Source organism: Seonamhaeicola maritimus, assembly GCF_008056315.1.
Classification (GTDB): Bacteria; Bacteroidota; Bacteroidia; order Flavobacteriales; family Flavobacteriaceae; genus Seonamhaeicola; species Seonamhaeicola maritimus.
In genome coordinates this window covers 330,448-345,811 of sequence record NZ_VRKQ01000018.1, presented here as the reverse complement: position 1 = coordinate 345,811, position 15,364 = coordinate 330,448, and the positions used below count along the sequence as shown (strand labels likewise).

Annotated in this window: 14 protein-coding genes; all 14 read right to left on the bottom strand. The window is 30.3% G+C overall.

Annotated elements, in window-relative coordinates; genetic code table 11:
• Nucleotides 1-20: 20 nt before the first annotated feature.
• Nucleotides 21-1,010, bottom strand: coding sequence for a phosphoribosyltransferase family protein (locus tag FUA22_RS16410; protein ID WP_147769674.1), 990 nt, complete (start codon nt 1,008-1,010; stop codon nt 21-23).
• Nucleotides 1,011-1,083: 73 nt separating this feature from the next.
• Nucleotides 1,084-2,565 carry an O-antigen ligase family protein gene (locus tag FUA22_RS16405; protein WP_147769673.1) on the bottom strand — a complete coding sequence of 494 codons (1,482 nt, stop codon included), beginning with the start codon at nt 2,563-2,565 and terminating at the stop codon, nt 1,084-1,086.
• An 8-nt stretch (nt 2,566-2,573) separates the two neighbouring features.
• Nucleotides 2,574-3,941 (bottom strand): lipopolysaccharide biosynthesis protein, encoded by a 1,368-nt coding sequence (locus tag FUA22_RS16400; protein WP_147769672.1) that lies wholly within the window; start codon nt 3,939-3,941, stop codon nt 2,574-2,576.
• Between the two features lie 5 nt (nt 3,942-3,946).
• A complete protein-coding gene (locus FUA22_RS16395; protein WP_147769671.1) occupies nt 3,947-6,328 on the bottom strand; it encodes a GumC family protein in 2,382 nt (793 codons plus the stop codon).
• Nucleotides 6,329-6,593: 265 nt separating this feature from the next.
• Entirely contained in the window at nt 6,594-7,295 is a 702-nt protein-coding gene (locus tag FUA22_RS16390; RefSeq protein WP_170309954.1) for a TolC family protein, read from the bottom strand.
• A gap of 45 nt (nt 7,296-7,340) precedes the next feature.
• On the bottom strand, nt 7,341-8,528 hold the full coding sequence (locus FUA22_RS16385) for a sugar transferase (protein ID WP_147769669.1): 1,188 nt from the start codon (nt 8,526-8,528) through the stop codon (nt 7,341-7,343).
• 56 nt (nt 8,529-8,584) lie between these two features.
• The gene (locus tag FUA22_RS16380; protein ID WP_147769668.1) at nt 8,585-8,971 is read right to left on the bottom strand and encodes a response regulator; all 387 of its coding nucleotides are present in this window, start codon (nt 8,969-8,971) and stop codon (nt 8,585-8,587) included.
• Nucleotides 8,972-9,000: 29 nt separating this feature from the next.
• On the bottom strand, nt 9,001-9,939 hold the full coding sequence (locus FUA22_RS16375; protein ID WP_147769667.1) for a UDP-glucuronic acid decarboxylase family protein: 939 nt from the start codon (nt 9,937-9,939) through the stop codon (nt 9,001-9,003).
• An 18-nt stretch (nt 9,940-9,957) separates the two neighbouring features.
• Nucleotides 9,958-11,316, bottom strand: a complete 1,359-nt coding sequence (locus FUA22_RS16370) for a UDP-glucose dehydrogenase family protein (protein WP_147769666.1) — start codon at nt 11,314-11,316, stop codon at nt 9,958-9,960.
• Between the two features lie 316 nt (nt 11,317-11,632).
• On the bottom strand, nt 11,633-11,911 hold the full coding sequence (locus FUA22_RS16365; RefSeq protein WP_147769665.1) for an STAS domain-containing protein: 279 nt from the start codon (nt 11,909-11,911) through the stop codon (nt 11,633-11,635).
• Between the two features lie 218 nt (nt 11,912-12,129).
• Nucleotides 12,130-12,849 (bottom strand): LytR/AlgR family response regulator transcription factor, encoded by a 720-nt coding sequence (locus FUA22_RS16360; protein ID WP_147769664.1) that lies wholly within the window; start codon nt 12,847-12,849, stop codon nt 12,130-12,132.
• Nucleotides 12,850-12,858: 9 nt separating this feature from the next.
• Entirely contained in the window at nt 12,859-13,176 is a 318-nt protein-coding gene (locus FUA22_RS16355) for an Hpt domain-containing protein (RefSeq protein WP_147769663.1), read from the bottom strand.
• A 2-nt stretch (nt 13,177-13,178) separates the two neighbouring features.
• On the bottom strand, nt 13,179-14,228 hold the full coding sequence (locus tag FUA22_RS16350) for a sensor histidine kinase (RefSeq protein WP_147769662.1): 1,050 nt from the start codon (nt 14,226-14,228) through the stop codon (nt 13,179-13,181).
• Nucleotides 14,228-15,361, bottom strand: a complete 1,134-nt coding sequence (locus FUA22_RS16345; protein WP_147769661.1) for an FIST signal transduction protein — start codon at nt 15,359-15,361, stop codon at nt 14,228-14,230. The genes FUA22_RS16350 and FUA22_RS16345 overlap by 1 nt, the downstream gene beginning before the upstream one ends.
• Nucleotides 15,362-15,364: the final 3 nt, after the last annotated feature.

Genomic DNA, 15,364 nt, shown 5'->3' with positions numbered 1-15,364 from the left:
AAGTGTTTATAAAACCACAATTATAAATTGGTACTTGTTGAGGCTTCTTTAATGGTTTGCTTTTGATTCTGAACTTTGAACTTTCTAATTGTATCTCTTAGCCTTAATCCATAACGATGAAGAAAAGGAAGGTATTTACCGCTTTTTAAATTATATATCATGGACTCAGAATCATAAATCATTTTAAAATTTTCTGTGCAGAATACAGGTTTCTTTGTCTTTCTATTGATTTCAATAGCTTGACACAAGTCACTCTCTACAAATAAATTGTAATTACTTAATTGATATTCCTTTGCTTTATGTCCAGCATGATTGTTAGCTTTTTGTCTCGCTTTCATATCTGGTAAATCCAGCATTACTAGTTTATCATAATGAATTCCATTATTCTTCAACCAGGTTTCTGTTTCAGTTCTATATTTTTCAAGTCTAGAGGTTACAATAGTCCCTATTTTACTCCCTGGAATATAAAGTGGTGCTGCATTAAGTAAAAAAGACTTATACAAAGCACCATCATCATTTTGCTCTTTTGATGGATCAACACAAAGCACACCATCAATATCAAAACATGCTTTTTCCAGAGTTGTATGGTTAAATATATTCCACTGAAAATATCTAGGTGTAGGAATGGCTTCAAAAGCAATATCTGCCATATTTTTGTTTTCTGGTGTAAAGTAGATTGCACAATATTTAATGTTGAATTTAGACTCTAAATGATTTAAATCTTTTTTACATTCTTTTATAGCTGATCCTGAAGCAATAGAGTCATCAACTACTAATATATTTTTATAATGACTTTCATTAAAAAATTGCTTCCTTGCTCCAGATTTGTAGATAACCCCATTCATAAAAGAATGAATATCAGTATAAGGTAAATTAAGGTATAATGCCATTAAATTAGCTGGTAACATACCACTTCTAGGAACTCCAACAATAAGATCAATATCTCTTGGTATTAAATGAAGCTGTTTAAGAATTACATTGTTTAAATCGTCTATACTTCTATAGTTCATAATACTAAATTTTTATAGTACAAACTTACATTTAGACAATACCGTATTGAGGGATATTTCGACGGATAGAGGTTTAGTGTAGTTGAATGGCAGTTTTTTGTTTCAACTTGTCCATTTTAGGTGAAATAAACATAAAAACCATACCAACATACATAAGTATACCTGTTGGCATTTGTCCGAATACACCATTACCATAAGAGGCCATCATAATTCCGGCCATACCACATACCAAAGCACCAATTTGGGATTTTAGCCAATCATCCTTTATCTTATACATAACATTATAAGCTCCTGTAATTAAAATAAAAAAGATCATAAATAAGTAGTAAATAAGCCCTACTGCTCCAGTATCTGCCCAAATCATTACATACCAACTATCAGTAGCGGTATTTGCCAAAAAAGTATGAGGTGTAAAACGTTGCCCCCAATTTCCTGTGGCCCCAACACCACCACCAAAAGGACGGGAAGCAAGATATCCCTTTAATTTATTCTGGTTAGCTAGTCGTACCTGAAGAGAAGCTTCATTTGGATCGAAAGCAGTACGCATCCTTCTAATTTCTGCATTACCTTGACCAATAGTTGTATAAGCAAAAAATATAAATACGGATATACCCAATATACCTCCTAAAACAAGAATTTTTATATTCTTTTTAAGAATTAAGAACATAATTCCACCTAGGGCAGGTACGGCAATAGCACCTCGGGTTCCAGAGATTAGCATTCCCAAAAAACCAGCTAACGCCACAAATGCAAAAAATGATTTTAATTTTAAATTACCCTTTTTGAATAAAGCCAAAATACCAAATACAACTCCAGCATGTCCTTGGGATGCACCAAATTGTCCAGCATCAGAATAAAAAGAAAAAACTCGAAGTTTTCCAAAAAGTATGTGAGTTTCAGCACCTCCTTGATTTAACCATCGCTGCTCAAAAGGATCTACTCCAAAATGGAATTGTTGAAATCCTTTTAGAGTCCCTAGTAATGATAAAATTCCCCAAATAATAAAAAAAGTATCTAAATCCTTTGACTTATTAAATAGTATAAATAACAACGGTATGGAAAGCCATTGATATAAAGCTACACCACGCATGGCATAAAACCAGGCCTCAATACTTTGAGCCTCAGGATTGCCTATTTGAAGTAAAATATAACCCATCCAAATAGTTACAACCCAAGTTAAACTTGATTTTGCTTTTATCCAATGAATTTTTTCGGCAAATGCTTTGAAAAATAATGCTATATATATTAGCACCAACAAGGCATCTATTGTTAAACCCCAAGGTGCTGTAACATATCTTCCCGCACCTGTAACAAAGAACCCCAAAATAATTAAAAGAAAAATACCCGTTTTTGGGTTTTTAAATATTACATACAATAGGGCAATAACAAAAAAAAGGGTAAGCCATAATATAAAGCCTAAAATTTCAATTTTAATAATAACTAAAGCCATTAATAATGCAATAGCAATTACAGGAATTAGAATATTGAGATTAGCTAATCGTAGGGAACCAGAATTGGCTTCAAAAGGGTTTATATCATTATTAAATGAACTCATACCTTTTTTTAAACCTTAAATTGTTGTAAAAGAACCTTAGTTTGAACCCATAGACCATTATAAAACCTATTGCCGCTTTTAAATATTTCAATTGAGGTTATTTTACATTCCTTATTAAGGAAGTACCAACCTAATCCTATTCCAATTGAAGTAAACACCAACGTAGATACGGCAACTAATTCTAAGGAATTAAAAATGTAAACAGCAATTAAATCACCAATAATATTTGCGCCTAACATTACTATTACTTTTAAGGCATTAATATTAGGTTTATTAATACTATCTAAACCTATTCCTGTCATTCTATCTATAGGTAGAAGTAGACCATATACAGAAAGTATTCTAACAAGTGTTACAATATTGAAACTTGTAGTTTCTGGATCTAAATATTGATAACCTGAAATTAATACAACAAAAAATTCAGCAAAAACAAACGTGATTATAGAAATAAACAAGAACAAATATGTTAAAGCGCCAGAGTATGAATGAAATAGGCCTTGTACTTTTTTAATATTTCCTTCTAAACTGGCTTTTGACATTTTAGGAAAAGCTGTAGCAGCAAAACTTCTCAACGGAATTTGTTGTAATTCTGTTAATTTTAATGGAATACTAAACAATGCAACTGCAGCAGTTCCTAGAGGGCTTATACTTATAATAAGTATGTCAGCATTCCTTAATAAATTTGTTCCTATTAATGTAAATGTACTATACTTACCAAAATTTAATAGAGTTTTATTGGTTCCTTTATTCGCCTTTTTTATGAACTTTAAACCATCCCAGTTATTAATAACACAAAGCGTAGATGTAAAAAGGTTTATAATAATCAATGCCCAAACTAATTCAATAACAGAAAGATTAAACACGATATAATTAAGGACTAAAAACAAAAAGAACAAACCACTATTAATAGCTTTTATAACAAGCATTTTTCCATAATTCATTTTTGCCTGCATTACAACAAGCGCATTGTTCCATGGTAGGTTTACAAATGCCAATATAGGGTACCAAGAAAAAAAGAGAACATAACCAGAATTATTTATAGAATCTTTAAATAGGAATTTAAAACCAATTAGCAATACTGTTATTATCAGAGTAGTAACAAAACTTATAAGCACATTAGAACCTATTAATTGAGCGCTTGCCGTTTTAGACGCACCACTTAAGAATCTAACCAAACCATTATTAGTTACTCCAAAACGTAACATTTCAACTAAAGCTCCTCCCGAAATAAATAATACCCATTGTGCAAAATATATTGGATCTAGGCCCCTAGCCAACAAGGCAAAACTACCAAGACCAAAAACCGCAATAATAAGGTTTCCCGCTAATGACAAGAAATTATCTTCTTTTAAAATTTTTGCTATAAATTGATACATACTTGTTATATATGACTTTCTGAATAAAACTGTAGCCTAAGAATATTTTTTATTCGTTTTCTGAATTTTGACCTTTGCTTAACCAACTCTCCTACAAGTGCCTCTACCTCATTTAATTCTACACCATTTATAATAAACTGTAATTTTGAAGGTGTAAGTTCTTTGACATTATTTAACAAGCTCTCATCCGCTTTAGACCAAAGTCTGTTTGACCTACACACGAGTAATGCTATATCTGAATTTATCATTAAATCTGCCGGATAATTAACTTCTAAAATATTGGGCAATTCGATAATCACAAAATCAGGAATTTGGTTTGATTTCTTAGGCATACTACCATTCAAATCTTCAAAAGTTTTAGCATTATAAAATGTTTTATCTACATTATATGCTGTTACATCTATACCATCTGTTTCTTTAATAGAAGCTTTTAAAAATGGATGATTATAGTCATTTCTTGGGTCTTGATACCCTAAAAGTTTATGCAGCAAAGAGTGTTTGGTTGTATTATTTTTTTGTTTTTCAATATTTGAATGATTCAGGAATAATACTGTTTTATCTGATTGCTCAAGTTTTCTGGCTATATTATTTGCAATTACAGTTTTACCTTCATCCTTTTGCATGCTGAAAATGGTTATCACCATTGGCTTGTTGACCGACTTTTGCTTTTTTAAAGTATGATTTAAATTTTGCATTGATAGTTCCATCAGTCTATCTTGAACACTTATCAAATCTATCAGTCCATTTGTTTTAAAAAGTTTAGCTAACATTCCCATTGCAGGAATATTGAGTTTGCCCTCAGCTATATCAATATTTTTTAATGTATTATCAAAAAATTCCATTACCAAAATGACTCCTAAAAGCATAATAAAACTTACTAACAAGACAGCAATAATGATTAATTTCCTTTTTGACGGCATAGGTTTTAAAGGATAATATGGCGGATCTACGGCTTTTAGGTTACTTGATAACTGGGTATCTTGATATTTTAATTTAGCAAGATTAAGTCCGTGTAAAATCTCAAGGTATTCTTCTTCGGCTACATTAATTTCACGCTCTATACGCTTAAGATTTGCACCTGCTGGTGCATAATTTGCGTATTTTTCTTCAAACTTTTTATTACGTGTATCCATAACATTAAGTTTGGCCTTTAGGTCTTCTGTCTCTACAACTTGGTCAACCCATTGAGGTAAAACTTTTTTTATAGGAACACCTTCAACGCTATTTTGAAATGAATATAACTGGCTTACACTAGATTCTATTTCTTCTTCTAGATTACTAGCTTCTTTTTTTAAGCTATTAAGATCATTTAACCGTTCTTCAGATTCTAAAGATTTGGCTTCCATCATCACAATCTTATATTGTAAATCTCCTAGACGCTTTTTGTTTTTTAAAATTTGGTCATTCTTATTCTGAATTAATTCTTGAATTTTTAGCTTTTGCTCAAGTTTTCTAGTTGAAGCCTCTGAACCCGCAAGATCAGCTCTCTTATTGCTGTATTCTACCTCAAGTTCTTCCTTAACAATAGCCACCGCCTTACTTTGCTCATAGTAATTAATTATACTATTATCTTGATTAAATTTTAGTAGTCGCTCTTCAATAGCTGTTAAGTTTTTTTGTGATTTTTCAAGTTGAGATTCAAAATACTTAACCACAGCATCAGACCCATTTTCTTTTAAATCTTTATACTTTCTTATACATACCTCATTAAAAATGGCCAAGGTTTGTTGACAAATACCTGGATCATCCGCCTCATAACTAATTTTCACTAAATCACTATTAGAGATACGGATAGATTTCACCTTTGATATAGTTTCTAATGAATATACTGGGTGTTCAAAATTTAATAAAGAATAAACAAAATTCACATTATCACTATTCATTAAAGCCATTAGGTTAGAAACCGTTTGCTCATAATCTATCTTATCAATAGATTCAGGTAAAGACTTTACCCCTCCATTATCATAATCATATGGAATTGTGTTTTCTGAATTAGTTTTGGATGATCTTACAACATATTTATATATGTCTTGTGGTATTTCGTTTTTAAGTTCATTATAGTTTTTACTTGAAATAAATCTATCATCAGGACCATCCAACAATAAATGTTGACTCAATAATCTTACTGCAACTTCTTCTTGAGTTTCTCTAGAATTAATAATGTTTATTAAGTTATCAAATGCAATATTGGATGCGAAATAATTAAAAGACTTATCCATATCTATAGATGAGCCAGAAGCCAAACCTGTAAATAGCATTGTTTGTGAGTAATATTTATGATTTGGATTACTTGTTAGGAGTATTGCAAGGCTACCTATTAGTAATGGCACAAATACTAGTATTACTTTATGCTTTAATATTAATTTTATGAAGTCTATAAGTTTCATTCTTTGGGGATTAAAATTATTTTAATAACCTTTTTAATATTTTGAATTAATTGCAACTCTTTTTTAATAGGTCAAACTTACATTCATAATGGAGACAATGGTGATATATTTCGATGGTTAGAACTTATGTGTAGTTGAATGGAATCTATTTTATGTCAAAAAATTCCATTTTGAATTAATTTGATAAAGTGACAAGAGCTAAAAGAGACTTTATTTAAAAGAAGAAAGCCTTAAGGAGAAGAGTTATTCTTAGATATTTAAATACTTAGTTTATTTGAAAGCCAACTAAGTTTTCTAACAATTTTTTAGAAATTAAAAAATCGGATTTTGCCTTCATGAATTCAGCTGCAATTCTTGATGTCATGTCTGAGATTCTAACATATTCTGTAATTTCAACTAGCCCATTTTTAAATTCCTTTTCTACCATTTCCATGTTTACTCTGGCATTACCAATGTTTTCAGATCTTAGTTCAAGTAAACTTTGCTTAAGCACCAAATCTTCATAATATCTAATCACAACTTCTATTAACTCATCTTCTTGTGATTTCACCATACTTTTAGCCTGTTCAAATTCAGCTTTAGCTTGTTTAATTTGAGATTTCCGGTTTATAACATCAAAAACAGGGATTTTTAAATATAACCCAACGTTATAATTAAATTGTTGTGTATTACTGGCTAGATTTACTGTTGAATTATCTCCAGTCACTGTTGCAAAATTGTTGAATGTTCCATATCTCGAATCAGCTTGAACACCAAAGTTTCTAGTCCAATATTTTCGTTTTGATTTTAGGTTAGATTCCTTAGCTTCTATTTCTAAACGTCTATACTTCACCAATCCGTTATTAACTAATGCAGAATCAATTAAAGTCTGCAATGATGGTATTAGAAGTTCAATAGATTCTGATTTAGAATCAGAATCCTCGTTCTGCGCCTTAACTTGTTGAATAGTTAGGCAAAAAAGGATCATGTATACTAATATTATTATCTTACTTTTCATAATAAAATTCCAATGTTATACTGAACTTTTTTGTAATAAGGCAGGTATTGTTTTCAAAATTATTTGAACATCATACCAAAAAGAATAATTGTTCCCTATAAAATAATCAGCATATTTACTATCTAACTGCATACGTTCTTGTTCTGACATATCTCCGCCTTTTCCACGCAATTCAACTTGCCATAAACCTGTTATACCTGCTGGTGCTAGAAAGCGTTTTGACAGTTCATCCTTGGTAAGTAGTTCTGCCTCATATACGGGTAGAGGACGATTACCAACAATAGACATATCTCCTTTTAAAACATTAATTAACTGTGGCAATTCATCAATACTTGTATTCCTTATGATTATACCAACTTTTGTAATTCTAGGATCATCTACTATTTTTATAAACGTTGATTTGTTTTTTTCTACTTCTTTTTTCTGATAATTATACCAGTAGTCACATATTTCATTATTGTCTACATGCAGAATTGGTGAACAAAACTGACCTTCATTTAACTTTTCACATTTTGGACAGGTCTTATTTAAGTTTATTGTTACTTCTGGTTTTTCCGAATTATATTGATTTTTTTCTTTTGCAAGTTTTTTTATTAATTCATCAGATCCCGTTCTCATAGACCGCAGTTTATAAAAATCAAATGTTTTTCTACCAACACGTTTTGCAATGTAATAGACTTTTCCCTTAGACTCTAATCGAATAGCTAGCATTATTATTAACAATAAAGGTGATAAAGCAATTAATGCCAATGAAGCAAAAACAATATCAAACACTCTCTTAGAAATAGGAATCTTATACTCTACTTTTTGATCTAAATCTTTACTTACTTTATTTCCATTTCCTTTGAAATTCTGTAATGATTGTGCTTTATCAATTATATGGTTAACCTCTGTACTTTTAACAACAAAATAATCACTAACACCTTTCTTAAAAGACTCTTCAAAAAGGTTTTTATTATACTCTTCAGATAATAATATAAAAGGTATATTCTTAAAAACTGGTTTTTCTTGAATACTTTCATATAAAAACATTCCACTATTACCAGGTAAATTATAATTACATATAATAACAGATATATCTTTAATTTTGTTTAAAAGTTTTAAGGCTTCTAAAGAATTACTCGCTGTAATAATTTCAAGATTTTTCTCTTTAGCACACTGGCCATAAGTTTCTGGTGAGTTTCCCACATAAAGTATAGTCATAACAAAAATATTTAATGAGTTTTTATGATTAGATTTGATTTAAAGGGTAGGTAATATTACCAATTACTAGAATAATGAATTGGGAATAAATTCTTTTTAACTACTTCCTCCAGTTCTTCAGGATTAAATGGTTTCATTAGGTAATCTTGAGCTCCTAATTGATAACATTTTATACGTTCTTTACTTTCAGTACGACCAGAAAGCATAATGACTGGCGTGTGCTTAGTATATCCCTTTAACCTAACTTCTTTCAGGAAATCGAAACCATTCATTTCAGTCATTTGAATATCACTTATGATTAAATCAGGTAAATCCTGCTCTAACCAAACTAATGCTTGTAATCCAGAGGTTTTAGTAACAACATCATATTGCGTTGACAAAAAGTGCTCTAATAATGTACATGTTGTTAATTCGTCATCGACAATTAATATTTTTTTCTTCATGATTTTGAATTTATTTTTATGTTTTGGATTTAGATTATCGTTTGGAAAAACCTTATTGTTTTTTCTAAACCTGTATCTAGTTTTATATTGGGGGTCCAGTTAAGTTCTTTTTCCGCAAGTGAAATCTCTGGCTTTCTCATCAATGGATCATCAGACGGTAAAGGCTGATAAATAATTTTTGACTTTGACCCTGTCATCTTTATGACTTTTTCGGCAAGCTCAAGAATTGTAAATTCACTTGGGTTTCCTATGTTTACAGGTCCAGTGAAACTATCTTGGGTTGCCATCATTTTAATCATACCTTCGACTAAATCATCAACGAATTGAAAACTTCTAGTTTGTTGACCTTTACCATAAACAGTAATGTCCTGGTTTTGTAGCGCTTGAACAATAAAATTAGACACCACTCTACCATCATTTGGATGCATTCTTGGACCGTAAGTATTAAAAATTCTAACAATCTTTATTCTAACATTGTTTTGTTTTTTGTAGTCACTAAATAATGTTTCTGCAGCACGCTTACCCTCATCATAGCAAGAGCGTTCCCCAATTGGGTTTACATTTCCCCAATACGATTCTGGCTGAGGATGAATCAACGGGTTACCATAAACCTCACTAGTTGAAGCTTGCAATATTTTTGCATTTACTCTTTTAGCCAAACCCAACATATTAATGGCTCCCATTACAGAAGTTTTTATGGTTTTAATAGGGTTATATTGATAATGCACAGGTGAAGCTGGACACGCTAAGTTGTAAATTTCGTCAACCTCAATATGGAATGGATTTATAACATCATGACGTATCAACTCAAAATATGGATTACTTAATAAGTGTACAATATTTTGCTTTTGTCCTGTGAAGAAATTATCTAAACAATAAACTTCATTTCCTTCATTTAGTAATCTTTCACAAAGATGAGATCCAACAAAACCAGCTCCTCCGGTTACTAGAATTTTTTTTCGTATCATAATAATTAATTAAATATTTTAATATGATAAACTTACTTCTGGTCTTAAAACGTCGCTATCAGTATTAACTCCAATACAGAAATAATCAAATCCATTTTTCTTCAGTTCACTTTTATCATATATGTTTCTTCCGTCAAAAATTGCTGGAACATTTAATAGTTTATGCATTATTTTAAAATTTGGAATTCTAAACTCTGACCATTCTGTTAAGACAGCTAAACAATCAGCGTTTATTAAAGTCTCGTATTGATCTTCACAATAAGTTATTGTATTTTCAAAATGATGTTTAGCTTCATTTAATGCAACAGGATCATATGCCCTAATATTAGCGCCTGCCAATAATAATTTTTTAATAATTTCTAATGATGGTGCTTCACGCATGTCATCAGTTTGTGGCTTAAAAGAAAGACCCCATAAAGCCACTGTTTTTCCTTTTAAATCGCCATCATAATATTTCATTATCTTATTAAACAAAACTGATTTCTGAGATTTATTTACAGCTTCTACTGCTTTTAATACTTTTAGCTCGTATTCAAATTCTTCTCCAGTTCTAATTAAGGCCTGCACATCTTTAGGAAAACAAGAACCTCCATATCCAATTCCTGGGTAAAGAAATTTGTTACCAATTCGGGTATCTGATGTTATTCCTTTTCTTACTTTATTAATATCTGCTCCAACAATTTCACAAAGGTTTGCAATATCATTTATAAAACTAATTTTAGTAGCTAACATAGAATTTGCTGCATACTTAGTCATTTCTGCAGATATAACATCCATAAATATAATTGGATGACCGTTAAGCGTAAATGGCTTGTATAGCGTATTTAAAAGTTCTTCTGCTCTGGTACTTTCAACCCCAACAACTATTCTGTCCGGTTTTAAAAAATCGTCTATAGCGGCACCTTCTTTAAGAAATTCAGGATTTGAAGCAACATCAAAATCAATATTAACTTTTCTTTTATCTAATTCTTCTTTAATGGCGTTTTTTACTTTTAAAGATGTGCCAACAGGAACTGTACTTTTAGTTACTACAAGTGTATAATCATTCATATGTTTACCACAATCTCTTGCAACTTGAATAACATACTTTAAATCTGCACTACCATCTTCATCTGGTGGTGTTCCTACTGAAATAAAAACAACATCAGAACACCTTAAGGCATCCGATATCTTTGTTGTAAAATGCAATCTCCCTTTATTCATATTCCTAGTGATCATTTTCTCTAATCCTGGTTCATAAATTGGGATAATTCCATTTTTTAGATTATCAATCTTTTGTTGATCAACATCAACACATGTAACATTAATACCCACTTCTGAAAAACAAGCGCCTGTTACAAGTCCAACATAACCGCTTCCAATAATTGTTATATTCATAATATTAATTTTTATAAAATATTTTTCTGATACAAACTTAATATGATGGGAAACCTTATTTAGGTTAATTTCGATGGATAGTAATTAACTGTAGTTGGATGGTAAATTTTTAATGTTTAAGGAAGTATTTAATAATATAAATGAATTGAAGGGTCATTATTTTATTAAAGCATTAACTATAAATGACTTAACATGGAGAAAAAAAAACAGCAATTCCCAACTATTAAAACTAAAGTTGACAATTGCCGTAAAATAAATTTATTTAAAGATTTAAAGGTGAACTTAAGTATTGGTTATACTTAAAATTAACTCACTTTTAAACTGGGTTTAAAGAATTATATTGATTATAAATATCCTTGCTTCCATATCCAGTAAACCACAAACGCTTATTGCTTTTAGAAGCTTTAAAATAAAGATCTAATAATGTTGACACCCCATTAGAGTTAATTTCATTAACACCCTCTATATTTATGGTTAACTCGTTATTCAAGTGCAGCAAATGCGTAAAATGATTCTCTAACAAACTCGAGGTTAATGTATTTATACTACCATCTAAATAAAATGTTCCTTCCTTTTCTGTAATTTTAAGTGACATGTTTAAAAGTTTAATAATTTCTATAGGATAAAACTAACCTGAATCCGTAAAGGAACTAATTAATTTCGTTTAGCAAATAGTTGAATGTGTTCATCAACAAGTAACTATAGATGAAATGCATTAAACCGATAAAAATGATTTAATATGTTTAAAAATAGATATTGAAAATCTACCTTATTTCTGAAAAGAAAAAAATAATAAGTATTGACTAGAAGAAATTATAATAAATTTAGCCGTTTCATCAATTCAGGGCGATTTGAACGACTTACCGGAATAACATCTTTCTTAATTAAAACACTATTGTCTTCAATGTCAATTATTTTTTTAACGTTAATTATAAAAGAACGGTGTACCTTTAAAAATAAATCTATGGGCAATTTATCTTCTATTTTCTTTAAAGTAGAATGAACAGTATAATTTTTATCTTCTGTCTTTATTTGAATATAATCTCCTTTAGCTTCAACTAAATAAATACTGGGTATATCAATTTTAATTAAACGTCTATCAATATTTACATATAAGTCATTACCTGATGTAGTCTCTATATTTTCAGCACCCGAATTTGTACCCTCTAAACTAGGTTTAAACACTGCATTTTCAGCCTTCTGAATGGCCTTTGTAAAACGTTCAGATGAAATTGGCTTTACTAAATAATCTACTATGCAATCATACTCAAAAGCCTGTATGGCAAAATTTGCATCAGATGTGGTAAGTACTATTTTTGGTGGATTCTTTAAGGTTTGAATAAAATCAATTCCAGTAAAGTCTGGCATATGAATATCTAGAAAAATTAAATCAACTTCATTCTGATTCAAAAATTTTATAGCTTGAATTGCATTAGGAAACTCTTCTATAACTCTCAGATTGTTAAAACTTGAACAAAAATGACTAATTATAGCTCGAGCCGCAGCCTCGTCGTCAATAATAATACAATTCATATATACTAATTATAATTTTTCTAAATAATTAGTTATGCTTATTAAAATAGATTCGAATTCTTGACCAAGGTTGGTATTGCCTTCTAATAAATTATTCTCGAATGCTACAGCAATCTCATAACTTTTTTCAAGGCCTAAAATACTAATTTTATGTTTAAGTTTATGCACGTTTTCCGCTGCTAACTTAAAATTATTGGATTTGTAATTCTGGTAATAAATCTTCCTCTCATTTGGAAACTCATCTTTTAAAATGTTTATAAGTTTCTCTTCAAAGAGTTTATCACCTCCTGACATGCTGTGAATATATGATAAATTAGGTTGCTCCATGCTTATTTTTTTAAAGTGAAATAAAATGTTGTTCCTTCATTTATTTTTGATGTTAACCAAATCTTACCGCCATAAAGGTTCACTATTTTTTTTACTATTGACAATCCAATACCAGTAGATTCTGGGTTATTTTCAAGTTTCTGAAAAGTTTTGAAAATTTTATTAAAATAAGACTTCTCTATGCCTTTACCATTATCCTTAACAAAGAATTCCCAAAAGGCATTTTTACTTAAAACACCTATTTCTATAATACCAGATGGTTTGTCATTATACTTAATAGCATTATCAATAATATTTTGAAAAAGTTGCTGAAGTCTAAATTTATCACCTTTTAAAATTGGCAATGGCACTTTTTTCACAATTGAAATGTGGTCTGGTACTTGAATAGTATCTTGAATATAATCAACTAGTTGGTCTAAATTAACATCATAGAGTTCTACTTGATTTTTACCTATAGTTGAATACTCTAATATTCCATTTATAAGCGTATCTAATTTTTCAACATTATTTCTTATCAGATTAATGCTCTTCTTTCCATTATCATCCAATTTATCATGATAATCATTCTTTAACCAGGTTGTTAATGTTTCAATGCTTCTTAATGGTGATTTCAAATCATGAGACACCATATGAGCATAATCCCCTAGCTCTTGGTTTTGATGTGCCAATTCATCCATTAACTTTTCACGTTGCTTATTAATCTTTACAATTTCTTTGGTTTGATTATCTATTAACTCTACTAATTTTAAACCGTCAATATCGGAGTTATCGAAACTATTATTTTCTGGAAGCTCATAAAACTTAAGGGTGTCAATAACACGCTTTAATTTATTTATAACTTCCTTTTGAGCATTAGCCTCTTGTTTTAATTGTTGATTTGCAATTGATAATTCCTCAGAACTTATAGACATTGCCCGTTGTTGCATAATAAATTGCTCTTCAAAATTATAGTAAGACCTATCTACCGCATCTAAAAAGATTTCAATATCTTTTGATACCAACAAATCCTTAGGCAAATATTTGCGTATTTGACGTTTTAAAAGTGAATTCATTATTCGCTTATTAGCGTTATTGTCATAGTTTGATTATGTAATTGGCAATTATTTTCTCCATGAAATGGTGCAATTTCTCCGTATGAATAAAATCCGCAAATAGCAGTATCTTGTCCTACTACGTCAACAACTTCTTCTATCTCATCTTCAACGCGCTGATCTAAAACTAGTTTTCGGCCAATACAACTAACCAATAAAGCTAATTCAGGCTTCTTTGTTCTTAACTCCAAAGCTTGTCTTGCTGCTCGTTCAGAAGCATTTGCAATATTATCAACATTAGTCATCATAAGCTGTACTTTAGAATTTTCAGGAATATCTCCTGCTAGAATCATAGTATTACTATTTTCATCTATATTTAAAATTGTTCTTACAAATGACTGTTCCTCCTCAGTAGATTTCACATCCAAAGGGTATAACAAAGCTGCAGCTGGGAGTTCATTAGATTTTTCTCCTAAATACTTTTTATACAAATCTAAAGCAGGCTTATCATCTAATTCATACAACACATTTGACTTAGATTTAGTAACGTTGCGCTCTGGTCCAAAAGGGGTCCAACCTCCATGAATAGAAAAAGAAATTTCTAAAGATTCACCATAAAAACCTATAGCCACAATCTCACCAGGTCTTGGATTTTCGTTATAAGAAGCCAAGGTTTTTTCAAATCGAGCTGCGTCTCCACATAAACCACCCGTAATTAATATATTTTCATTACTGACAGAATTCATACCTTTGGTTAACTCACTCCCATTAATAAAACTTCCTTCACTTAATACAAAAATGTATTTTAACCCTTCTTGAGGAAACTGATTAACTAGTTCTGCTCCGGTTTTAAAACTATTTAAATCTGAATTAAGAACATTACTTGTTTTAATTAAAAAAGAGCTTTTTTCAAACTCTATAGCTGTTATTGTGATACTATCTTCATCTACAGTTTTACTTGTAATATCTCCGCTAGTAGACCCAAATACAATGTCTCCATCAGGGAACATAGTCTGTATTTCATCATAGATATTATTATCTTCTAATAAAAACCTATTGCCCAATACTAAAACTAAAGGTTTAATAAGAGCAATATTTTGAGTCAAATACGTCCAAATTCCGTCTTTTCTTTTTACAATTTGTACGGTTTTCATTAT

What these genes read in the sequence shown, in the direction of transcription:
- FUA22_RS16410 (WP_147769674.1), bottom strand. Translation starts at nt 1,010, where the DNA reads ATGAACTATAGAAGTATAGACGATTTAAACAATGTAATTCTTAAACAG.
- FUA22_RS16405 (WP_147769673.1), bottom strand. Translation starts at nt 2,565, where the DNA reads ATGAGTTCATTTAATAATGATATAAACCCTTTTGAAGCCAATTCTGGT.
- FUA22_RS16400 (WP_147769672.1), bottom strand. Translation starts at nt 3,941, where the DNA reads ATGTATCAATTTATAGCAAAAATTTTAAAAGAAGATAATTTCTTGTCA.
- FUA22_RS16395 (WP_147769671.1), bottom strand. Translation starts at nt 6,328, where the DNA reads ATGAAACTTATAGACTTCATAAAATTAATATTAAAGCATAAAGTAATA.
- FUA22_RS16390 (WP_170309954.1), bottom strand. Translation starts at nt 7,295, where the DNA reads ATGATCCTTTTTTGCCTAACTATTCAACAAGTTAAGGCGCAGAACGAG.
- FUA22_RS16385 (WP_147769669.1), bottom strand. Translation starts at nt 8,528, where the DNA reads ATGACTATACTTTATGTGGGAAACTCACCAGAAACTTATGGCCAGTGT.
- FUA22_RS16380 (WP_147769668.1), bottom strand. Translation starts at nt 8,971, where the DNA reads ATGAAGAAAAAAATATTAATTGTCGATGACGAATTAACAACATGTACA.
- FUA22_RS16375 (WP_147769667.1), bottom strand. Translation starts at nt 9,939, where the DNA reads ATGATACGAAAAAAAATTCTAGTAACCGGAGGAGCTGGTTTTGTTGGA.
- FUA22_RS16370 (WP_147769666.1), bottom strand. Translation starts at nt 11,316, where the DNA reads ATGAATATAACAATTATTGGAAGCGGTTATGTTGGACTTGTAACAGGC.
- FUA22_RS16365 (WP_147769665.1), bottom strand. Translation starts at nt 11,911, where the DNA reads ATGTCACTTAAAATTACAGAAAAGGAAGGAACATTTTATTTAGATGGT.
- FUA22_RS16360 (WP_147769664.1), bottom strand. Translation starts at nt 12,849, where the DNA reads ATGAATTGTATTATTATTGACGACGAGGCTGCGGCTCGAGCTATAATT.
- FUA22_RS16355 (WP_147769663.1), bottom strand. Translation starts at nt 13,176, where the DNA reads ATGGAGCAACCTAATTTATCATATATTCACAGCATGTCAGGAGGTGAT.
- FUA22_RS16350 (WP_147769662.1), bottom strand. Translation starts at nt 14,228, where the DNA reads ATGAATTCACTTTTAAAACGTCAAATACGCAAATATTTGCCTAAGGAT.
- FUA22_RS16345 (WP_147769661.1), bottom strand. Translation starts at nt 15,361, where the DNA reads ATGAAAACCGTACAAATTGTAAAAAGAAAAGACGGAATTTGGACGTAT.